Consider the following 21,929-nt stretch of genomic DNA (forward strand, 5'->3'; position numbering starts at 1 on the left):
GTTCATCCTGAGCCAGGATCAAACTCTCCAATAAAGTTAGTTTGTCTAGCATCTAAAATAAAAATTGACGTTTCACGTTGTTTGTTTCGTTCAGTTTTCAAAGAACTACTTCGTCGCTCAGAAGCGACTTTATCAATATAACATTTCGTTATATTTTCGTCAACAACTTTTTTCAATAAGTTGTTTTTTGTTTGTTTTGTTTGTTACCTTTCGTGGCAACGAATATAAATATACCAGTTTGATTATTAAAATGCAATAGTTTTTCTAATAAAATTTTTAACTTAGTAAAAAAGTATAAAAACAGCACATTTCTTCTATATAAATATAATTTCTCGCACTATCAAGATTTACTATACCCACGCAACTCATGCTCAAATAAAAAAAGCTTTGGAGAAATCTCCAAAGCTTAGTCTTGTTTATGGCGCATAGCAGGGAATAATAATACATCACGAATAGATGGTGCATTTGTTAATAACATAACTAGACGATCAATACCGATTCCTAATCCACCCGTAGGAGGCATACCGTACTCAAGAGCTTCAATATAATCGTCATCCATCATATGAGCTTCATCATTACCTTGTTCGCGCTCTTTTAATTGCGCTTCAAAACGTTCTTTTTGATCGATTGGATCATTTAACTCAGTGAATGCATTTGCATGTTCACGCGCAACGATAAATAATTCGAAACGATCTGTAAATCTTGGATCTTCATCATTCTTTTTCGCAAGCGGCGAGATTTCTACCGGATGACCGTAAATAAATGTTGGTTGGATTAATTTATCTTCTACTTTTTGTTCGAAGAATTCATTTATAATATGACCAACTTCCATTGTATCTTTAATTTCTACATTATGTTCTTTTGCAAGCTCACGTGCTTCTTCTACACTCATCGGATTCCAGAAATCAGCTCCAGAGTATTGCTTAATCGCATCTACCATATGAAGACGTGTCCATTCTGGTTCTAGATTAATTTCATAATCACCATACTGGATTGTTGTTGTACCCAGTACTTTTTTCGCGATATGAGCAACCATATCTTCTGTTAACTTCATAATATCTTTATAATCAGCGTATGCTTCATATAATTCAATCATCGTAAACTCAGGGTTATGACGAGTTGATACACCCTCATTACGGAATACACGGCCGATCTCATATACTTTTTCCAAACCACCTACAATAAGACGCTTTAAATGTAGCTCAATTGCGATACGCATATATAATTCCATATCTAACGCATTATGATGTGTAGTGAAAGGACGCGCAGAAGCTCCACCTGCAATTGCATGCATCATAGGTGTTTCCACTTCAAGATAACCGTTGTCATCTAGGTATCTTCTCATCTCACGAATGATTTTACTACGAGTAACGAACGTTTCACGACTTTCCATACTTGTAATTAAGTCTAAGTAACGTTGACGGTAGCGTTGTTCAACATCTTTTAATCCATGGTATTTATCTGGTAATGGACGAAGAGATTTCGTTAATAGCGTAAAGCCTGTTGCTTTTACTGAAAGTTCTCCAACGTTTGTTTTGAACACTTTACCTTCAATACCTACTAAATCACCTAAATCTGCTGTTTTAAATAATTCGTACTCGTCATCTCCAACAGCATCTTTACGAACATAAATTTGAACTTGTCCATGTAAATCTTGAACGTGTGCAAATCCAGCTTTCCCTTTTCCGCGTTTTGTCATAATACGACCAGCGATAGAAACAGCGATTTCCTTCTCCTCTAATTCTTCCTTAGAGAACTCTCCATATAGACTCACTAAATCAGTTGTTGAATTTGTGCGTTCAAATCTTTTACCGAACGGGTCAATTCCTTGTTCACGTAAATTATGTAGCTTTTCACGACGAACAATCAATTGGTCGTTTAATTCTTCGTGGTTCATGTTATCCATGATATTGATATCACTCCAGCTCTATTTAATTTTACAATATATACAGTATAGCATTTTCTACTCAACTAGAAAAACTGCCAGCAACTAACTGGCAGCTCTTCTTTCTTTCACGTAATTATAGGAAGTGTATAGAAGAATGTCAATCTCCTATGTCCATTATTAACCAACGTAAATTGTTTGTTGTTTCGCTTCCACTTCTTCTACAAATGTACCTAACACATTCGCAAGGTCTTCCCGTGTGTTACAAGCATTAATACCATTACGTACACTCGCATTACCACGAACACCTTTTAAATACCAAGCTGCATGTTTTCTCATCTCTCTTACAGCGACACTTTCGTTCTTTAAGTCAATAAGACGATCTAGATGTAACATACATACATCAATTTTCTCGCGCACTGTTGGTTCCGGCATTAATTCACCCGTCTCCAAATACTTTACCGTACGATAAATCATCCACGGATCTCCAAGAGCCGCACGACCAATCATAACACCATCTACACCAATTTCATCAAGCATACGCTTTGCATCTTGCGGCGTTGCGACATCACCATTTCCGATAACCGGGATATTTACAGATTGTTTTACTTGTTTAATAATATCCCAATCCGCTTTTCCTTCATACATTTGCACTCGTGTGCGTCCGTGAACCGCCACAGCTTGGCCACCAGCACGCTCAACAGCCCTAGCATTTTCTATTGCGAAAATATGTTCTTCATCCCAACCGATACGCATTTTAACTGTAACCGGCTTTTCAACAGCATCTACAACCGCTGCTACCATTTCATATATTTTATTCGGATCTAAAAGCCACCTTGCCCCCGCATCACATTTAACGATTTTCGGCACTGGACAACCCATATTAATATCAATTATGTCTGCTGTCGTATATTTATCTACATATTTCGCAGCATCTACAAGAGTTTCTTTCTCTCCACCAAAAATTTGTAAACTTAATGGCTTTTCTCTCTCGTCGATATATAACATATCTAATGTTCTTTTATTATTAAGTAATATTGCCTTATCACTTACCATTTCAGCACAAACTAAGCCGGCACCAAATTCTTTTACTGTTAAACGGAATGCAGAGTTACACACTCCCGCCATCGGTGCTAGTACAACCGGATTTTTCATCTCGATATTTGCAATCTTTAACAATCAACCTACTCCTTCCTGTACAATCACTTTGGCATTAATTCCTCTATCGAAACATTTAATGCCTTAGCAACTTCTACTACAAAATCTTGAGAAGGCGATCTATTCCCTCTCTCAACCTCACCTAAAACAGATACAGATACCCCTAGTTCTTTAGCAAAACCTTCTTGTGTATAGCCTTTTAGCTTTCGAAAAGCACGAATGCGTCTTCCCCATTTTTCTGCTTCCATACCGTTACTCCCTCTCGCCTTTTCATTTCTTCTACTTGTGAACGTGAAATGTTTTGTTTTATGTCTTGATTAATCTCTAACAACGGAACGATAACAAAAGCTCTTTCAAACATCCGCGGATGCGGAACAATAAGATTCTCTGCTTCAATATTCTCTTGATTATAAAGTAAAATGTCAAGGTCGATAGTCCTCGGCCCCCACCTAATTTCCCTTTTTCTTCCTAGGTCATTTTCTACTTTTTGTGTTACTTTCAATAACTCTTGTGGTGATAAATTGGTAGAAATTTTTATAACTAAATTTAAAAAGCAACTTTGGTCAGTATAGCCAACTGGCTCAGTTTCATATACAGATGAAATATCATCAACCTGAATATAAGGATTTTTATTTAAAAACTGAATCGCTTCAGTTAGATACGTATAACGCTCTCCAATATTTGACCCTAATGCAATGTAAGCTATATTGTTCATGGACGTTCTCTCGTAATTTCTACTGCTACAGCACGATAATGACCCGGTATCGGTGGATCCGGCTTAATTACCTTAATTGTACAGCGTGAAATACTTTCATATTGTTTTAATATATCTGCAGCAATATTTTCAGCGATACTCTCCACAAGCTTATACTTTCTATCCTCAACAACTTTTCTACATAATTCGAAAAGCTCTCCATAATTGACCGAATGCTCTAAGTCATCACTTTCCCCTGCACGCTTTAAATCCAACTCCACCGTTAAGTCAACTTTAAATCTCTGACCTAATTTATTCTCCTCTGGGAACACACCATGATAACCATAAAACTCCATATCATGGATATAAATTTTATCCAATTACCTTACCCCCTTACCAATCATCGCATCCATCATTTTAGCCATACGCGCCATTTCTTTCACATCATGGACACGAACAAACTCACAGCCCTTTTCAATACCAAGACAAACGGTAGCTCCTGTTCCCTCAAGACGTTCCTCCACTGGCAAATCTAATACGTGCCCAATAAAGGACTTTCTCGAAGTACCTAAGAGAACCGGATAACCTAGCACATTTAACTGTTCTAAATTACGCATCGCCTCTAAGTTCTGCTCAGGTGTTTTAGCAAAACCGATACCTGGATCTAAAATAATATTCTCATCTGGCACACCAGCATTTTTAGCAATTTTAATACTGTCATACAAATCAGCAATCATATCCGCCATTAAATTACGATAATTCATATTATCGCGGTTATGCATTAAAATGATGGGTACATCATAATGAGCTGCGACTTCAGCAATTTTTGGCTCCGCCTTCGCTCCCCAAATATCATTAATAATATGAGCACCAGCCTCAATTGCTTGCTTTGCAACTTCAGCTTTATATGTATCGATAGATATAGGCAATTTTACTTCTTTTGAAACTGCTTGAATCATCGGGACAACTCGCTTTATTTCTTCTTCTACTGATACTTTAGCAAAACCTGGGCGAGTAGATTCGCCACCAATATCAATAATATGAGCACCTTGACCTTGCATTTCTTTTGCGTGACGTACCGCAGCATCTACCTCGTTGTAACTCCCACCATCAGAAAACGAATCTGGTGTTACATTTAAAATCCCCATAATTAATGTTTTTTCATTTAAATTCAATGTATATTCGCCGCAGCGCAAATCATAATCCCACTTCAAACTACACATCTCCTCTTCGTAATTCATTTCTGCTCCATAATTTCTCTCTTTGCATTCCATAAAGGTACATTAAACTTTTTGTAACCACTCCTACTTTACCCGGGAAATCCTGCGCTTCTATACGATAAAGCGGAACAATTTCTTGAATGGAGTTTGTTACGAAGACTTCATCCGCTGAAAGTAGCTCATCTTTTGTAAAGAAACCTTCCTTTACTTCTATATTTAATTCTTCAGCACTCTTTATAATAAACGCACGAGTGATACCATTTAAAATCCCTGTCTCTAACGAAGGTGTATATAAAACATCACCTTTCACAAAAAATAGATTCGAAACAATGCCCTCTGCAACATAACCTGCTTCAGTGAGGAAAATACCTTCCTTACTCACAACATTTCCAATTTCACGCTTCCCTAAAATATTATTTAAATAGTGATGAGACTTCAGGCGAAATGTCCCTTCCGGTGTATTTCGCACTTGTTTTAGAATAACACCTTCTTTTTCCACTACATCCCCTGGAGCTGTTAAAGGTTTTATAAAAACAATAACAGAAGGCTCTTCATACATTTCAGTTTGTAATCCTATTTCATCTATACCCGCTGATACATTAAAACGTACATATGCATGCTTCAATTCATTCTTAGCAAGTAAATCTTTCAAAATAAGCATCACATCATTTTTTGTCATTGTCCATTTAATTTGCAATGTATCCAGCGCCTCTATTAAACGGTTATAATGATCATCCAATAAGAAAGGATGACCATTATAAATACGAAACGTTTCAAAAACTCCAAGACCATATAAATAACCATGATCATAAGGAGAAATTCTCGCTTCACTTGCTTCTACATACTGACCATTTACGTAAATTAACATAATGTCGCACTTGGACTGTATTTACGAATGAAATTCTGCAACAGCTCTTTCCCATGAGAAGTCATAATAGATTCTGGATGGAATTGCACACCCTCTATCGGCAATGTCTTATGACGAAGTGCCATAATTTCCCCTTCCTCTGTCCAAGATGTTACCTCTAAGCAATCGGGTAACGTCTCTTTCTTAACAATAAGGGAATGATAGCGCGTCGCAGTAAACGGATTAGGAATATCCGAAAAAATCGTCTTTCCATCATGATGCATAAGCGAGGTTTTTCCATGCATTAATCGCTCTGCACGGACAACCTCTCCCCCAAACACTTGTGCAATAGATTGATGCCCTAGACAAACACCAAAAATCGGAGTCTTTCCAGCAAAGTATTTAATAGCTTCCATACTAATCCCAGCTTCATTAGGACTACATGGGCCTGGAGAAATCATTAGAAAATCTGGTTTCATATTCTCAATATCTGAAATGGTCACTTCATCGTTACGTTTAACAACGAGCTCTTGTCCAAGTTCTCCAAGAAACTGCACTAAATTAAATGTAAAAGAATCATAATTATCAATCATTAATATCATTTCTCTCACCTAACCGTTTCTTCGCTACGTTCTTTTGCACGCCATAAAGCAATCGCCTTTTTTAACGACTCTTTATATTCATTTTCCGGATTTGAATCAATTACAATTCCCGCCCCTGCTTGTACATGAGCTTTTCCATCTTTAGCAAGAAGTGTTCTAATTACAATATTCAATTCTGTATCTCCAGAATAACCAATCCAACCGATTGAACCTGTATAAATCCCTCTTCGAACAGGTTCTAATTCCTCAATAATTTCCATCGTACGTATTTTTGGGGCACCAGTAATTGTTCCCCCAGGGAATACAGCCTTCACTAAATCAAAAGCATCTTTATCTTCTTCCACCTCACCACGCACATTAGAAACAATATGCATAACATGTGAGTATTTCTCAATTACCATAAATTCATCTACTTCTACAGTGCCATATTTACAAACACGTCCTAAATCATTTCTTTCTAAATCCACAAGCATTACATGCTCTGCTCTTTCTTTTTCGTTCTCAATTAATTCTCTTGCTAATTCTTCATCCTCTTGCTCATCCGCGCCTCTAGATCTCGTTCCAGCAATCGGTCTTGTACTTACTTCAGTTCCTTGCTTCTTAATTAACAACTCTGGCGATCCACTAACAATTTGAAAATCCCCAAGCTCCAGGTAACCCATATATGGAGATGGATTAATCTCACGAAGACTTGTATAAATTTCTAGTGGGTGTGTCTGTAACGTTCTTTCTTGTCTCGTCGACAAGTTTACTTGGAACACATCACCCGCCCCAATATATTCTTGAATACATTCAACTGCCTTCATAAAGCTGGCTTCAGTAAAAGCAACTGCTTCACTTTTCTTTTCAGGACTTTCAAAGGGCACGGTCACTTCAGGCGCTTCTGTCATCCAAAGACTCTTCCACTCATTTAGCCGTTCTTTCGCCTCTTCATATTTATCTATATAATGCGTAATAACCCATAACACTTGTTCTTTTTGATCATAGACAAATACGTCATCAAATAATAAAAAGAAGATGTCAGGTATATTAATATCATCTTCCGCAAGAGAAGGCAGCTTTTCAATATAACGGATACAGTCATAACTGAAATAGCCAATTGCACCACCTTGAAAAGGCGGATACTCTGGGTTATAGTCCGTCTTCCATTGTTCCATATATTCTTGCATTAAATCTAACGGATTCCCTCGTTTTATTGTTTCCTTACCACTTTCACTTATATGTAACGTTTCATCCTTCCCTCGAATTACCGCTACTGGGTTCAGCCCTACAATGTTATAACGACCGCCACGGCCGCTTTCTAACAAAATATGTTGCGATTTACCCTGAGAAAGAAATTTATATTGCTTAAAGAAATCTAACTGATATGGAATAGAAAGCGCTAAAGATTTTCTTCGTTGCATATCAACACCCCGTCTTCTTTTATCCCACCCTCTTAGATAAACCAGCTCAAACTACATAAGTTATTTATATAGAGATTGATTATACTCGAAGGCTAGTGAAAATAATTTAATTATACTACCTCTTATTTTACATGAAGTTTTCTAGTCATTCACTCTTTTCCTATTTCCAATCCCAAAAGAAAAAGCACCCTTTTTCAAGGATGCTTTTTCAATCGCATTTAATTAGGATTCAAATTGATAAAGTGGTGTACTTAAATAACGTTCACCGTTACTCGGGATAATAACAAGTACCTTTTTCCCTTTACCTAACTTTTTCGCAACTTCTGTTGCTGCATAAATAACTGCGCCTGAAGAGATACCAACTAAAATACCTTCCTCTTTAGCCACTCTTCTCGCATATTCAAATGCTTGCTCTGTTTTCACTTGAATAATTTCATCATATACTTCTACATCCAACGTCTCCGGAACAAATCCCGCCCCAATTCCTTGGATTTTATGTGGACCTGGCTTCCCACCAGATAATACTGGTGAATCTGCAGGTTCTACTGCATAAATTTTAATATCTTTATACGCTTCCTTCAGTACTTCACCAGCACCAGTAATCGTTCCACCTGTACCAATACCTGCAATAAACGCATCTAATTGGTCGCCCATTTGTTCAATAATTTCTGGACCTGTTGTTAAACGGTGAATTTCTGGATTCGATTGGTTTTTGAACTGTTGTGGTATAAAGTAGCCATGTTCTTTTGCTAATTCAGTCGCTTTACGAATTGCTCCACCCATTCCTTCAGGCCCTGGAGTCAATACTAATTCCGCACCGTAAGCACGTAATAAATTACGACGCTCAATACTCATTGTTTCTGGCATTACTAAGATTGCATTATATCCTTTAGCAGCCGCTACCATCGCTAAACCAATTCCTGTGTTACCACTTGTCGGCTCAATGATTGTATCGCCCTCTTTTAATAATCCCTTTTTTTCAGCATCTTCAATCATAGCTAATGCGATACGATCTTTAACACTACTCCCCGGATTCATAAATTCTAATTTTAAGTATATATCTGCGCTGTCTGATTCTACGATGCGGTTCAACTTAACGATCGGCGTTTTCCCGATTAATTCTGAAACTGATTGTGCCACTCGCATTCCTGTCACTCCTAACACCGAGTATTTTTATTGGTTTTATCTATATTTAGATTTTGTCAGAAAATTCCCTGTTTGTCAATTCATTTGGAGGATTGCTCCTCTTAATTCCCTTATTACAAATTCTCGATTAAATTTGTAATATCTTCTTTAGAGAACTTGTATCGTTCATTACAGAAATGACAGTGAACTTCTGTCTCTTCCTCTTCTTCACGAACTTGCTCTAACTCTGTTTTACCTAAACTAATTAATACACTCTCAATACGCTCGCGTGAGCATGTGCAATTAAATTGAACATCCATTGTTTCTAATACTTTTACTTTATCTTCTCCAAGAACTGCATATAGTAGCTCTTCCGGAGAAAGACCTTGTTCAATCAACGTTGATACAGGTGGAATCTTTTGTAAACGGTCTTCAATAAATGAAATCGTTTCATCTTGCGCACCCGGCATAATTTGAAGGATGAATCCACCTGCCGCTAATATGCTATCATCTCCATTTACAAGAACACCAACACCTACAGAAGAAGGCGTTTGTTCAGAAACTGCAAAATAATACGTAAAGTCTTCTCCTAATTCTCCTGAAACGATTGGAGATTGACCAATAAACGGCTCACGCATTCCAATATCTTTAATTACAGTTACAAACCCCTCTGTACCTACCGCTTGATATACACGTAACTTCCCTTGTTCTGTTCCTTCAAAATCAACATGCGGATTCGTTACATAACCACGTACATCTCCATTTGCATGAGCATCTACTAAGATAGGGCCAATTGGACCGTTACCTTCTACCTTAATCGTTAACTTTTGCTCGCCCTTTAACATTGCGCCCATCATTGTACCCGCAGTCAAAGAACGCCCTAGTGCCGCTGAAGCTGTTCTCCATGTATCATGACGTCTTTGCGCCTCACTTACTGTATTTGTTGTACGCACACTATACGCACGCACTTCTCCATCAAATGCTAACGCTTTTACTAAATAATCTTTCATACGTATTTATTCACCTTTCTCATGCTGTAAATTTGCATTACGTTCATATAACATATACAAACCTTTTAACGTTAAAAACGGATCTACAATATCAATTACATTCGATTCTTCGGAAATTAATTTTGCCAATCCACCTGTTGCAATAACTTTAGGTTCTTGTCTAGCTTCTTCTTTCATACGCTTAACAATACCTTCCACTTGTCCAACATAACCATAAAGAATACCAGATTGCATCGCACTTACTGTATTTTTCCCAACAACACTGCTTGGTTTTGTAATTTCGATACGAGGAAGTTTTGCTGCTCTGCTATATAAAGCCTCTGCTGAAATCATAATTCCTGGCGTAATAACTCCACCCATATAATGTTTTTCTTCGTTAATATAACAATATGTAGTAGCCGTACCAAAATCAACAATAATGAGCGGACTTCCATATAAGTGGATTCCTGCTACTGCATTTACAATTCGGTCTGCGCCTACTTCACGCGGATTTTCATATTTAATATTTAGTCCTGTTTTTATCCCAGGCCCTACTACAAGCGGTTTAATTTTAAAATATTTTTCACACATGCGCTCTAAAGCAAACATAATTGGTGGTACGACTGAAGACACAATAATACCTTTCACATCTTCAAACGAAAGACCCTCATGCTCAAGCAATTGCTTTACAAGCATTCCATATTCATCTTCTGTCTTATGACGATCTGTTTCCATGCGCCAATGCTGACGAAGTTCCCCCTCTTCAAACACACCTAGTACAGCATTTGTGTTCCCTACATCCAATACAAAAATCATATTCTCACCACTTATCTTATTTAATCTATATTTGTGCAGTATGTATAAAACTTATAAAAACATCATATCACACATACTTATATAATCAGCTTTCCTACCCTCATCATTTTACAAAAAGATTGCTCTCTATTTCAATTTTTAATACTAGTTTTACTTAAATTACTTTATCCACTAAGTTCTCAATAGTAATTAACAAAGATTTTAACAAACAAAAAAGGAGTGACGATAGTCACTCCTTCACTTCTTACTTATCTTCTTTATCTTCATCGTCTTTCTTCATGTTGATGTTTACTTTCACATCATCTGAAGATGTTGGACGTTCTGGCAATCTGCCGTAATCACATAAATGATTGATTTGCTCTGCATCTAATGTTTCTACTTCAAGTAACGTTTGTGCGATAATATCTAGTTTATCACGGTTTTCAGTAAGAATTTGTTTTGCACGAGCATAACATTCTTTCATAATTGATTGCATTTCCATATCGATTTCATGTGCAATCGCATCACTATAGTTTTGTTCTGAGTGGAAGTCTCTTCCTAAGAACACTTGACCACCTTGCGAGCTACCAAATTGCATCGGTCCAAGTTTGTCACTCATACCAAATTCCGTAACCATACGTCTTGCAATACCAGTCGCACGTTGGAAGTCATTATGAGCACCTGTACTCACTTCACCAAATACAATCTCCTCAGCTACTCGGCCACCAAGTAAACCAGTGATTTTATCAAGTAACTCTGGTTTCGTCATGAAGTAACGATCTTCTTTCGGAAGCATTACCGCATATCCACCAGCCTGACCACGAGGGACAATTGTTACTTTATGAACGACATCTGCTTCATCGAGAACAACACCAATTACAGTATGACCTGCTTCATGGAAAGCAACGATATTACGTTCTTTTTCAGAGATAACACGACTTTTCTTAGCTGGACCTGCAATAACACGATCCGTCGCTTCATCGATATCACTCATATCAATTTTCTTCTTATCTTGACGTGCAGCTACTAAAGCAGCTTCGTTTAATAAGTTTTCAAGATCCGCACCAGAGAATCCTGGTGTACGAGTCGCAATCGCTCTTAAATTAATATGCTCATCAAGTGGTTTATTACGCGCATGTACTTTCAGTACAGCTTCACGGCCATTTACATCTGGACGATCTACTGTAATTTGACGGTCAAAACGACCTGGACGTAATAACGCTGGGTCAAGAATGTCTGGACGGTTTGTCGCAGCAACGATAATAATACCTTCGTTTGCACCGAATCCATCCATTTCAACAAGTAATTGGTTCAATGTTTGCTCACGCTCATCATGACCACCACCAAGACCTGCGCCACGTTGACGACCTACTGCATCAATTTCATCAATGAAAATGATACAAGGAGCATTTTTCTTTGCATTTTCAAATAAATCACGTACACGTGATGCACCGACACCGACAAACATCTCTACGAAGTCAGAACCACTGATAGAGAAGAATGGAACGCCAGCCTCACCTGCAACAGCACGTGCTAATAAAGTTTTACCTGTACCTGGAGGTCCAACTAATAGGACACCCTTTGGAATACGAGCACCAACTTCAGAGAACTTACGAGGGTCTTTCAAGAATTCAACTACCTCAACAAGTTCTTGTTTCTCTTCATCCGCACCAGCAACATCTCTGAAACGAACTTTTTTCTTTTCATCATTATATAACTTCGCCTTACTTTTCCCGAAGTTCATAACACGGCTACCGCCGCCTTGAGCTTGGTTTAATAAGAAGAAGAATAAAATGAAGATGATGACAAATGGAATGATTGAAGTAAAGAATGTTACCCAAGCACTTGTTTCTTCTGCTGGTTGATACTTAACTTCGGCACCTTTCGCTTTATCATTAATTTTCTTTTGTAATTCCTCAGTATTTGGTGCATAAGTAACAAATTGTTCTCCTTGGCTAGAGTTATTAAATTGTCCTTTTACCTCAAATACACCATTTTTCGGTTGAAGTTGCACATTACGCACTTCACCGCTTTCTAGTTTAGTAATGAATTTGTCGTAGCTAACTGATGTCGTTTTTTGTGTCGAACCATTAAAATAGCTCACGATTCCAATTACTACTAAGAATATCAGTAAATAAAAGATGGTATTACGGAAGATACGATTCATTCCTAACCTCCTCTCACGGCATAAACACTATAGTAAATCGTAACATAGAAAAACTTTCCTATACAATTGTGAAGCCTATATTTAATTAATTTGAGTAAACGCTTGGTTTTAATACGCCTACATAAGGAAGATTACGGTACTGCTCTTTATAATCTAATCCATATCCTACTACAAATTCATGTGGAACAGTAAATCCAACATAATCCGCTTTCAGATCAACCTTACGGCCTGTTGGCTTATCTAATAATGTAACAATTTTTACAGACTTCGCTTTACGATATTTGAATAAGTCTACTAAGTAGCTTAGTGTAAGACCACTATCAATAATATCTTCGACGATTAAAATATCGCGACCTTCTACAGAAGTATCAAGATCTTTTAAAATTTTCACTTCGCCTGTTGAAACTGTAGAGTGACCGTAACTAGATACAGCCATAAAATCCATTTCAAGATATGTATCTGTTCTCTTTAATAAATCTGCCATGAATGGCATTGCGCCTTTTAATACACCAATTGCAAGAGGTACTGTGTTTTTATAATCCTCTGCAATAATTGCACCTAGTTCGCGCACCTTTTCTTGTATTTGCTCTTCAGAAATTAATACTTTTTCGATATCTTGATTCATCATTTCATTATCCTCCCGGAAGACTCCTTGCTTTTGTAGTGAATAATCATATATTTATCCTTCTTTGCCATCTCTTTCGAAATTGCAAATGCAGATCGTTTCAACAAGGGTACCCAAATAATAGTCCCACTTGCATCACAAACGACCGGCCATTCTTCTCTTTTTTCTTTCGGTACTTTCGCTTCGATAAAAATAGCTTTTATCTTTTTCGTACCATTCATACCTTGTATTGACATGCGATCTCCATTTTCTCTAGAACGAATACGAAGTGGATATGATATATCATTATACTTAGCAACAAATACTGTTTCATTCATGTTACTTGGTATATCTTCGCTCACCTCTGTTACAAATTCATCCCCGTTCAATAGCGTAATGGTCCCGGGTACTAATAAATCTTGTGAAAAAGGAGAGACAATTTCTTGTTTAAATCTAAAGCTACACTCCTCGTATGAACGAACAATTTTCAAATCACCCGGAAAATCAAGTGAACCTGAAGGTTGTGTCCGCTTAAAAAACTCAATCAACTTGTCAATATGTATAGAAGAAAGAGAAGATGGAATCTTATATTCATAAAGATAGTTTAATATTAGTTGAATCCCTCTTCTTTGTAAAGGCATAGACATGGATTCAAAGGCAGGAATTGATAAGCTAATTTGTTTATCACTTTTTTTTGTAATTACTTTATTCATTTTCTCAAAAGCTAATTCCTGCAAATAAGCCTCATCCTCTTGCATCTGCACGCTAAATTTTTGGAATTTCTCATGCATTTGTGGATTTTCTTCTTTCAAATGAGGAAGGACATATTTACGTAATCGATTCCTTGTATATACTTCCTTTTTATTACTCGGATCTATACGTGGCATTAAATTTAGCTTATTACAGTAATCAACAATTTCTTCCTTCGTTACGCCAAGTAACGGCCTAATTAAATATCCATTATGAAAAGGACGCTTCACTGCAATTCCTGCATATCCTTTCGGAGTACTCCCTCTTACAAGACGCATTAAAATTGTCTCGACTTGATCATCTCCATGATGTCCAAGAGCAACATATCTCGCATCATATTTCTTCATTATTCTTTCCAAAAATGCATATCTGCATTCTCTCGCAGCAACCTGTGCATTCATTCCGTATTGCTGTTGATATTGTGATACATTAATCCTTATCGTTTCACAAATAATTCCCAGTTCTTCACAAAGGCCCTTCACAAACTGTAAATCCTCATAAGATTCATCACCTCTAAACATATGATCCACATGAGCAACTACAATTTCCAACTGTTTTTCCGCTCTTTTTTCTAATAAATAATATAAAAGCGCTAACGAGTCAGGACCACCAGAAACTCCCACAACAATTGTTGAATCATTCTTTAATACATCATGCTGCTTTACAAAGTCATCTACTTTTTCAACAAATGTATCTTTCAACTTCGCAATCACCTTTCATTAAACAAGAACAGCAACCTTAGTCACCTTGTCTACAATGGTACAACTTTTACAAACATTGTGCAAAAAAAAGATATACAAAAATTACATTTTTATCTTACATCCTCCGTGTATATTCACAAAATTAATAACATTACCTTTTCCCACAAAAAAACCTAGGTATTCACCTAGGTTTTTAAAATCAAATTATAGATAAACATTCCACTTACATTTTACTGCGCCTGCATTCCTACAATCGGAATCGTAGCCCACTTCGGCATATTTTTCTTCACTTTTGCCACTACAATAGTCATATCATCATTTATATAACCATCACAAGAGCGAATCACTTCTTCCATAATGATATCAGCAATTTCTTGTGGGTCTTCGGTTTGCAATTCTTTAATTTTTCGTTTCATCCACAATTCATGATTCTCCACATGCTGTGCTCCTTCAAAAATCCCATCGCTCATCATAATAAGAATATCGCCCGTTTTTAATTGTTCACCCACCACATCAACTTCAACATCTTCGATGATTCCCATCGGCAAATTACTTGCTTCAATTTTCAAAATATTATTTGCGCGTTTAACAAAACTCGGCGTCGATCCAATCTTTAAAAACCTTGCACTCGCATCCCGCAAATCTACCATAGCTAAATCTAATGTCGTAAACATTTCTTCTGTCGTTCTCAAAGAAAGAATTGAATTGATAGACTTAATTGCTATTTCTTCATCAATGCCTGATTGGAGTATTTTTTGTAATAATTTCACCGTTTCCTTACTTTCCATATGAGCTCTTTGCCCATTACCCATACCATCACTAATCGCAAGTGCATATTTACCAACACTTAAATCCATCATCGCATAAGAGTCACCCGAAACAAATCCACCGCCTTTTGCAGCTGTAGCCAATCCTGTATCAAGAGAATACGTCTTCGCCGAACCAAATGATATTAAACTATGGCCATTTGGATAAGACGACTTTTCTTCATGTTTAACGACAATATTTTCTTTAAGGATATCTGAAAGCATCGGTGCAACTAACTTTTCACACTCACCATGTTCATTAGATGCAACTGGAATTAACATTTCAATATCAATACTTCCTCTATCTAAACAATAAATATCAACATGCTCTACTTCAACACCAAAATCTCGGAACGCTTGCATAATCTGTTCTTCCTGCACTTGATGATTTTCACGCTCTCGTTGTATCTCCTTAGCAAAATCCTCCATAACCTTTGATACACCTAATAGTTGCTCCGCTACTATTCTACGATTTTCCTTCATTTGTTTTCGTAATTTTTGTCCCTCATAGAAGTGATCTAATTCACCGGCTACTAAATCCGTCACTTTTTTCCCTCTCACACAATGCTTGTCCCACTCACGAACTAATTTACGATTATGTTGCAGGGTTCCTTCTTCCGTTTCATTCATTATTTGTTTCATATAATCGTACGTTTTATCAAAATTCACTACCCAGCATTGATCCTTTTTAAAGCATGTTTGACATGTTTTCGCAGTAATTGTACTCAAAAACAAATCTGCTTCTGTCTCTTTATCTTCTTCCTCTACATACCCATATACAGAAAAGCTATTAGATAAAGCAGCAAATACATTTGCAAATTGGTTGATTTTATTTGCTGTAACATCACGCATCCTTCTTAAATATTGTTGTTGATCTTGCGAATGCTCTTGTGTACCTGGCATAAATTTAGCAATACGATCCAAAACAAGCTTCGGTGTTAATAAGAAGATAACAATCGCTACACCTGACTCAATTAAAGTTGTTACAATATTTGTCTGTTTGTCTACATATAATGTAATTAAGCTTGTCCCAATTAATAAACCTAAACTAACACCTAAACGCTTTCCTTCTTTTAACAATCCACCAAGCAATCCAGAAAAAGCAAGAAGGCTAAGCTGAGACAAGCTAGACACATTTGCTAAACTTAATATTAGTCCTGTTACAACCCCCACTGTAGACCCTGTTGCAGCACCCGCAATAAATGCAAATACTAGCACTAAATACCTTGTAAAAATATGTTGAATAGAAGCATCATATACAAACCAATCTGTTGTACCCGTTAAAACAGATGCTAGTAATATAATCAAACAAACAATTTCTTCCGTCTCTAATGCCTGTTGTTTTCCTTTCCTTTCCACTAAAAGCGGGACACTTTGTAAAAATATCATAGTTAATACAAAACTAAGTCCAGCCTCAATGGTACTAACGAGTAAATCGTACATGGTGACAGTTTGTTGCGCAAAATATACAACAACTAAGTGTGCGGTTAATGCGGAGATAAATACTTGAAATGGAACAAGTCCAACAGTTTTACGTGTAAATCGACTAAAGAAGATATTATAAATGAAGAAGGTAAAGATAGATGCAAAGGTAAAAAACAAATTATCTATCGATACTGAAAGAGCTCCTCCCATTAGAGCTAAAAATGCTAGCGGCATCTTATCCCGCTTCATAACATAAACAGCAGCAAAAAATGGCAGTGCAAACGGTAAAATATTTGTTAATATATATGCTCGTCCCAAAAGAAAACCAATAACAACAATAATAAATCCCCATCTAAAGAAAACTTGCTCAAATTTCATTCGCAACTTACTCGTCCACTTTATTCCACCAAGCTGACTCTCATTCATTGCCAATGCACTTGTATTCATAGTATTCCTTCCTGCTTTAGGCATATTTTTAACACCACCTGCATAGTTTAATTACTGTCATTATAAAAGATGATTGTTGGTTTTTTTGTCAAAACAACAGTTTTCACTTTTATAATCGTTCGACTTTTTATTCGAAATAACTCTACAGATATACAGGGTATGTAAGTTATTTTCGATATTTTAATTAAATATTCAGAAAATATAGGGTGATTTTGTAGAAGTGTTGTATATCTTAATTTATTTAACAAAAAAAAGATCATGCAAATTTGCATGATCTTTTTAGATGACCCGTACGGGATTCGAACCCGTGTTACCGCCGTGAAAGGGCGGTGTCTTAACCACTTGACCAACGGGCCGTTAAATTAAATATAGCGGCGGAGGGGATCGAACCCCCGACCTCACGGGTATGAACCGTACGCTCTAGCCAGCTGAGCTACACCGCCATGTCGTCTTATTTAACGGACAATTAGTATCTTACATCAGATACTGATTAAAGTCAACACATCTCAAAAACTTTTTTGAAAATATTTTTTACATATAAAAAAGCACCCTGAGCCATCACTCTGGGTACCTCTCTATATGTTAAAAACTAAACGTCCTTATTATCCGCGACGCGCGCCACGGCCACCACGTTTAGACTCTGTGTTACGCTTTAAAGAAGTTAAACGATCTTCGCTATCTTTTAAGAAGCGTGCCATCTTTTGCTCAAATGTTTCTTTCGGAGCTCGGTCGTTACCGCCACCGCGATTATCTCTGTTGAAAGAGCGATTATTACGTTGTGGACGTCCAGAACGTTGTTGATCACCACCGCGTTGGTATTCACCACGTGGACGATCTCCTTCTGTTTTTTCACGTTCTTTCGCTTTTTTGATAGATAAACCAATCTTTCCATCTTTTTCAACATTAATAACTTTTACTTCTACTTGGTCGCCCACTTTTAAGTGATCGTTAATATCTTTTACATAGTTATCAGCAACTTCACTAATATGAACAAGACCCGTTAAGCCCTCTGGCAGCTCCACAAAAGCCCCAAAATTTGTAATACCTGTTACTTTACCCTGTAACTTGCTGCCTACCTCGATTGACATAAAAAAAATGCTCCTCCTTAGTGGTTAAAAAGTCAAATTTTACTTTATTATATATAATCCTAAAATATAGTGTCAATAAGACATACTCTACTTAGAAACAGGAAAAATTATCTCCCCTTTACCAGAGAAGAAATAATCCCTTCTAGCAATCTTTAATACGTACTCTTCATCATTTAACTTTTGAACTTCGTCTTTTAGACTTTTTTCTTTATTCGTTAATGAATCCAGTTCTTTTTTCATGTCCTTAACTTTTGCTTCTTTTGCTTTAATGGAACTGTTTTGTTGATAAAACGTTACACTAATACTCGCAATAATTGTAAAAGTAAAGACAAGAAAAACCGCTAAACGGCGATAAAGTCGCTTCCTGTTCTCATCCGTTTGTATTATATGCTCTTTAACAGGATTTGGACTCTGTTTTTCGATTGTTCTTTGTCTCAGTTCCCTCATTTCCGAGGTCCCCCTAACTTCTTTTTTATATGCTCCCATAGTTGGAAGATATGTCCCTTCAATTTTGCTATATATTGCAGGAACCCTATATGTTTCACTATAAAAAGTTTAACACGATTAGGGAGAAGTTTCCATATGAGCGAAGCAATAAATCGAACAGGCCAGAAAAAAACTTTCCATATGAAAAGTAATATCCAAATCACCATTTTCCATAACACATGTCCAATTGAAAGCAGTATACGAAATAAGAATAATATAAATGCAATAAATAGCTGCGCTATAATAATAACAGGTTTTATCATGAGTAGCTGTATAATTCGAACAAAAAAATATGTTGTTTGCATAAAAATATAGATGAGAAAATTTAACAGCTTCATGTATAGTGCCTTCAATAAGCTTTGATATGCCGCAAAACCACATAATAATGCCAAAAACACATATATACGTAGCTCAGCTTCATTTACGAGAAGCAATACATAAAAGACGAATAATGCTTGGACAATCCAAAATAATATATCATGTATAAATACAAGCCAACGTTTACGTTCTTGGCGCTTTAAAAAACGTTGATATGTATCTAAAGACGCTCCAATCCAAGCACCCATTCCAATCATTGAAAGCATTGTATACAACTGAATTGTTAAGCTCATTTAAACAACTTACTAAAGAAACCTTTAGTTTTTTCCCCTTGATTTTCATCAATATACAGCATCTCATTAACTTTCCCTTTAATCGACACAATACCTTTTTCCACATCTAAATTTTTCATTTGTAAATTTTGACCACGAATCGTTAAAAAACCCATTACGGTCTCTAGTAAAAACTCTTCGCTATCAAAACTCTCTACCTGCTTCACACCGGTAATATCAATTATACGCCTGCCACGCATAATAATGTCATGCTCTACAGAAACATTTTGTTGATTAGAAGACGTAGGTGAGTAACCATTATTCACGTAAATCCCCCCATAGGTTTTTACTAGCTAATAGTAATGTATGAGGGGATAAATGATTTTAGAACAAGCCTTCTTCCGCTTTTACTTTTTCTTCACGAACTAAGCTATACATATTTGCTGCATCTTCTTTTTTAGTTGTTTCTTTTAATTCATTTATTTTCACAGTCACTATTTTTTGACCAAAACGAATTGTTAATTCATCAGCTACTTTCACATCAGAACTCGCTTTTGCCACTTGACCATTAATAGATATTCTTCCTTGATCAGCTACTTCTTTCGCTAATGTTCTTCTTTTAATTAAACGTGATACTTTTAAAAACTTATCTAGACGCATATCAAATCCCCCTATTAACGCTCTGTTTGTTTCGCTTCTTCCCATAAAACATCTAACTGTTCTAATGATAAATCTTTCAGCTCTTTATTCATTTCAGCTACTTTTGCCTCCATGTATAAAAAACGACCAGTAAATTTCTCATTAGTTGAACGTAACGCCTCTTCTGGATCTATTTTGTAATGACGAGCTATATTAACAAATGCAAATAGTAAATCACCAAACTCACCCAGCATCTTTTCCTCATCCATATTTGTAACCTCTTGTTGGAACTCTTGCCATTCTTCCAAAGCTTTCTCTATCATCGGTTGCACATCAACCCAATCAAATCCAACCTTACCAGCTTTCTTCTGAATTTCATAGGCGCGTAGTAACTGTGGCAAACTTTTGGGAACGCCATTTAAAACAGATTCTTTCACGAATCCTTTTTCTTGTTTTTTAATTTCTTCCCAATTTGCAATCACTTCATCAGCGCTGTTTACATCCGTATTTCCAAACACATGCGGATGGCGACGAACCATTTTCTCAGATAGAGTTCGAATGATATCATCTATAGAGAACCAACCTTCATCTTCTCCGATTTGAGCATGAAGCATAACTTGTAATAATATATCACCTAATTCTTCTACTAAGTGATCATCATCCTCTTCATCGATTGCTTCCAACACTTCATAAGCTTCCTCAATTAAATATTTCTTTAATGATTGATGTGTTTGCTTTTTATCCCACGGACAACCATTTGGACCACGAAGTTCCGCAATAATTTCTCTAAGAACATCAAACTGTTGATACAAGGACGCACGCTCCTGAACTGGCGGCACGTACACACTCGTTAAATTATTCAATTCCGTTTCATGATCTAACATGTACAACGGTACCTTCTTTACTTGTTCAAATGAAGTTCCTGCAGCTGTTACGATATACACTTCATAATCATCTGGTAACATCTCCATTAATGTTAATTTCACATCAGATGCAACGAATGCATCATATACTTGGCAAAAGATTAAATGTTGACGCAGTTCTAATTGCCCTCTTTCAAATGATGTAGCATCAAGTAATTGGAATCCTTCAATCGGATCAATCTTTAGACTTGCAAACATAGGATCAAGGAAACTTTGTCCACCCTCAATTCGCACTTCAACATTTGAAACTTCTCCTTTTTCTAACAGCAGCTGAACTGTTCTTTCTGCTACAAGTGGATGCCCGGGAACAGCATAGATAATTTCTGTACCTTCAGCTTGTTCTAGCAATTTATTCGCAATTGTTTCATATACAATTTCAAACGTATCATGTGCTTCATATACAGCATCAAAAGACGTATATTGTACGCCTTCTTTCTCCAATTCTTCTATAACTGGATGTTCTTTCGTTCTAACAAACAGATGGTCTGCTTCTTTTATTTTTCGATATACACCCATCGTTAGCTGATCTAATTCACCAGCTCCTAAACCTAAAATAGTAATGATTCCACTCACAACCAGTCACCT

At 36.6% G+C, this 21,929-nt stretch carries 22 protein-coding genes and 2 tRNA genes; all 24 read right to left on the reverse strand.

Translation table 11 applies throughout. The features are described from left to right. Positions 1 to 406 precede the first annotated feature (406 nt). Positions 407 to 1,906, reverse strand: a complete 1,500-nt coding sequence (gene lysS, locus ACTFRU_RS28685; RefSeq protein WP_000369668.1) for a lysine--tRNA ligase — start codon at positions 1,904 to 1,906, stop codon at positions 407 to 409. A 159-nt stretch (positions 1,907 to 2,065) separates the two neighbouring features. Then, complete coding sequence (gene dusB / locus ACTFRU_RS28690; RefSeq protein WP_000912251.1) at positions 2,066 to 3,064, reverse strand: tRNA dihydrouridine synthase DusB; 999 nt, start codon at positions 3,062 to 3,064, stop codon at positions 2,066 to 2,068. A 23-nt stretch (positions 3,065 to 3,087) separates the two neighbouring features. Further along, positions 3,088 to 3,291 carry a helix-turn-helix domain-containing protein gene (locus tag ACTFRU_RS28695; protein ID WP_000387031.1) on the reverse strand — a complete coding sequence of 68 codons (204 nt, stop codon included), beginning with the start codon at positions 3,289 to 3,291 and terminating at the stop codon, positions 3,088 to 3,090. Then, entirely contained in the window at positions 3,243 to 3,758 is a 516-nt protein-coding gene (folK, locus tag ACTFRU_RS28700) for a 2-amino-4-hydroxy-6-hydroxymethyldihydropteridine diphosphokinase (protein ID WP_001059450.1), read from the reverse strand. The genes ACTFRU_RS28695 and folK overlap by 49 nt, the downstream gene beginning before the upstream one ends. Beyond that, positions 3,755 to 4,117: a dihydroneopterin aldolase gene (gene folB, locus ACTFRU_RS28705; protein WP_000358062.1), complete on the reverse strand. Its 363-nt coding sequence runs from the start codon at positions 4,115 to 4,117 to the stop codon at positions 3,755 to 3,757. Before folB ends, folK begins: the two co-directional genes overlap by 4 nt. After that, on the reverse strand, positions 4,118 to 4,978 hold the full coding sequence (folP, locus tag ACTFRU_RS28710; RefSeq protein WP_002164656.1) for a dihydropteroate synthase: 861 nt from the start codon (positions 4,976 to 4,978) through the stop codon (positions 4,118 to 4,120). Next, complete coding sequence (gene pabC / locus ACTFRU_RS28715) at positions 4,953 to 5,825, reverse strand: aminodeoxychorismate lyase (RefSeq protein ID WP_000909884.1); 873 nt, start codon at positions 5,823 to 5,825, stop codon at positions 4,953 to 4,955. Before pabC ends, folP begins: the two co-directional genes overlap by 26 nt. After that, on the reverse strand, positions 5,819 to 6,406 hold the full coding sequence (pabA, locus tag ACTFRU_RS28720) for an aminodeoxychorismate/anthranilate synthase component II (protein WP_000602290.1): 588 nt from the start codon (positions 6,404 to 6,406) through the stop codon (positions 5,819 to 5,821). The genes pabC and pabA overlap by 7 nt, the downstream gene beginning before the upstream one ends. A 5-nt stretch (positions 6,407 to 6,411) precedes the next feature. Beyond that, positions 6,412 to 7,809 (reverse strand): aminodeoxychorismate synthase component I, encoded by a 1,398-nt coding sequence (gene pabB / locus ACTFRU_RS28725; RefSeq protein ID WP_001189717.1) that lies wholly within the window; start codon positions 7,807 to 7,809, stop codon positions 6,412 to 6,414. Positions 7,810 to 8,031: 222 nt separating this feature from the next. Then, the gene (cysK, locus tag ACTFRU_RS28730; protein WP_001261712.1) at positions 8,032 to 8,955 is read right to left on the reverse strand and encodes a cysteine synthase A; all 924 of its coding nucleotides are present in this window, start codon (positions 8,953 to 8,955) and stop codon (positions 8,032 to 8,034) included. A 113-nt stretch (positions 8,956 to 9,068) separates the two neighbouring features. Continuing rightward, a complete protein-coding gene (gene hslO, locus ACTFRU_RS28735; RefSeq protein WP_000656372.1) occupies positions 9,069 to 9,944 on the reverse strand; it encodes a redox-regulated molecular chaperone HslO in 876 nt (291 codons plus the stop codon). A 6-nt stretch (positions 9,945 to 9,950) separates the two neighbouring features. Beyond that, a complete protein-coding gene (locus ACTFRU_RS28740; RefSeq protein WP_000578368.1) occupies positions 9,951 to 10,739 on the reverse strand; it encodes a type III pantothenate kinase in 789 nt (262 codons plus the stop codon). A 244-nt stretch (positions 10,740 to 10,983) separates the two neighbouring features. Then, a complete protein-coding gene (ftsH, locus tag ACTFRU_RS28745; protein ID WP_001079674.1) occupies positions 10,984 to 12,885 on the reverse strand; it encodes an ATP-dependent zinc metalloprotease FtsH in 1,902 nt (633 codons plus the stop codon). A gap of 85 nt (positions 12,886 to 12,970) precedes the next feature. Beyond that, positions 12,971 to 13,513, reverse strand: coding sequence for a hypoxanthine phosphoribosyltransferase (hpt, locus tag ACTFRU_RS28750; protein ID WP_000981842.1), 543 nt, complete (start codon positions 13,511 to 13,513; stop codon positions 12,971 to 12,973). Continuing rightward, a complete protein-coding gene (gene tilS / locus ACTFRU_RS28755; protein ID WP_400856860.1) occupies positions 13,510 to 14,940 on the reverse strand; it encodes a tRNA lysidine(34) synthetase TilS in 1,431 nt (476 codons plus the stop codon). The genes hpt and tilS overlap by 4 nt, the downstream gene beginning before the upstream one ends. A 230-nt stretch (positions 14,941 to 15,170) precedes the next feature. Then, positions 15,171 to 17,642 (reverse strand): stage II sporulation protein E, encoded by a 2,472-nt coding sequence (spoIIE, locus tag ACTFRU_RS28760; protein WP_001123552.1) that lies wholly within the window; start codon positions 17,640 to 17,642, stop codon positions 15,171 to 15,173. Positions 17,643 to 17,902: 260 nt separating this feature from the next. Next, a tRNA-Glu gene (locus ACTFRU_RS28765) sits at positions 17,903 to 17,974 on the reverse strand. A gap of 13 nt (positions 17,975 to 17,987) precedes the next feature. Next, positions 17,988 to 18,061 (reverse strand) — tRNA-Met (locus ACTFRU_RS28770). 159 nt (positions 18,062 to 18,220) lie between these two features. Then, positions 18,221 to 18,706: a S1 domain-containing RNA-binding protein gene (locus tag ACTFRU_RS28775; RefSeq protein ID WP_000021451.1), complete on the reverse strand. Its 486-nt coding sequence runs from the start codon at positions 18,704 to 18,706 to the stop codon at positions 18,221 to 18,223. Between the two features lie 87 nt (positions 18,707 to 18,793). Then, complete coding sequence (gene divIC / locus ACTFRU_RS28780; RefSeq protein ID WP_001208739.1) at positions 18,794 to 19,153, reverse strand: cell division protein DivIC; 360 nt, start codon at positions 19,151 to 19,153, stop codon at positions 18,794 to 18,796. Next, a complete protein-coding gene (gene yabQ / locus ACTFRU_RS28785) occupies positions 19,150 to 19,803 on the reverse strand; it encodes a spore cortex biosynthesis protein YabQ (RefSeq protein WP_000059772.1) in 654 nt (217 codons plus the stop codon). Before yabQ ends, divIC begins: the two co-directional genes overlap by 4 nt. Further along, entirely contained in the window at positions 19,800 to 20,108 is a 309-nt protein-coding gene (gene yabP / locus ACTFRU_RS28790) for a sporulation protein YabP (RefSeq protein ID WP_001059104.1), read from the reverse strand. The genes yabQ and yabP overlap by 4 nt, the downstream gene beginning before the upstream one ends. Positions 20,109 to 20,166: 58 nt before the next feature. After that, positions 20,167 to 20,442: an RNA-binding S4 domain-containing protein gene (locus ACTFRU_RS28795; RefSeq protein ID WP_001234876.1), complete on the reverse strand. Its 276-nt coding sequence runs from the start codon at positions 20,440 to 20,442 to the stop codon at positions 20,167 to 20,169. Positions 20,443 to 20,456: 14 nt separating this feature from the next. Beyond that, complete coding sequence (gene mazG, locus ACTFRU_RS28800; RefSeq protein WP_400856858.1) at positions 20,457 to 21,917, reverse strand: nucleoside triphosphate pyrophosphohydrolase; 1,461 nt, start codon at positions 21,915 to 21,917, stop codon at positions 20,457 to 20,459. Positions 21,918 to 21,929: the final 12 nt, after the last annotated feature.

The sequence above is a fragment of the Bacillus cereus group sp. MYBK220-1 genome, assembly GCF_051916445.1.
GTDB classification, from domain to species: domain Bacteria; phylum Bacillota; class Bacilli; order Bacillales; family Bacillaceae_G; genus Bacillus_A; species Bacillus_A cereus.

Coding starts and splice junctions, on each gene's coding strand:
- divIC (WP_001208739.1), bottom strand. CDS start 19,153: ATGAGGGAACTGAGACAAAGAACAATCGAAAAACAGAGTCCAAATCCT.
- ACTFRU_RS28775 (WP_000021451.1), bottom strand. CDS start 18,706: ATGTCAATCGAGGTAGGCAGCAAGTTACAGGGTAAAGTAACAGGTATT.
- ftsH (WP_001079674.1), bottom strand. CDS start 12,885: ATGAATCGTATCTTCCGTAATACCATCTTTTATTTACTGATATTCTTA.
- ACTFRU_RS28795 (WP_001234876.1), bottom strand. CDS start 20,442: ATGCGTCTAGATAAGTTTTTAAAAGTATCACGTTTAATTAAAAGAAGA.
- pabA (WP_000602290.1), bottom strand. CDS start 6,406: ATGATATTAATGATTGATAATTATGATTCTTTTACATTTAATTTAGTG.
- ACTFRU_RS28740 (WP_000578368.1), bottom strand. CDS start 10,739: ATGATTTTTGTATTGGATGTAGGGAACACAAATGCTGTACTAGGTGTG.
- hslO (WP_000656372.1), bottom strand. CDS start 9,944: ATGAAAGATTATTTAGTAAAAGCGTTAGCATTTGATGGAGAAGTGCGT.
- pabC (WP_000909884.1), bottom strand. CDS start 5,825: ATGTTAATTTACGTAAATGGTCAGTATGTAGAAGCAAGTGAAGCGAGA.
- yabQ (WP_000059772.1), bottom strand. CDS start 19,803: ATGAGCTTAACAATTCAGTTGTATACAATGCTTTCAATGATTGGAATG.
- folK (WP_001059450.1), bottom strand. CDS start 3,758: ATGAACAATATAGCTTACATTGCATTAGGGTCAAATATTGGAGAGCGT.
- hpt (WP_000981842.1), bottom strand. CDS start 13,513: ATGATGAATCAAGATATCGAAAAAGTATTAATTTCTGAAGAGCAAATA.
- pabB (WP_001189717.1), bottom strand. CDS start 7,809: ATGCAACGAAGAAAATCTTTAGCGCTTTCTATTCCATATCAGTTAGAT.
- spoIIE (WP_001123552.1), bottom strand. CDS start 17,642: ATGCCTAAAGCAGGAAGGAATACTATGAATACAAGTGCATTGGCAATG.
- cysK (WP_001261712.1), bottom strand. CDS start 8,955: ATGCGAGTGGCACAATCAGTTTCAGAATTAATCGGGAAAACGCCGATC.
- lysS (WP_000369668.1), bottom strand. CDS start 1,906: ATGGATAACATGAACCACGAAGAATTAAACGACCAATTGATTGTTCGT.
- ACTFRU_RS28695 (WP_000387031.1), bottom strand. CDS start 3,291: ATGGAAGCAGAAAAATGGGGAAGACGCATTCGTGCTTTTCGAAAGCTA.
- folP (WP_002164656.1), bottom strand. CDS start 4,978: ATGAATTACGAAGAGGAGATGTGTAGTTTGAAGTGGGATTATGATTTG.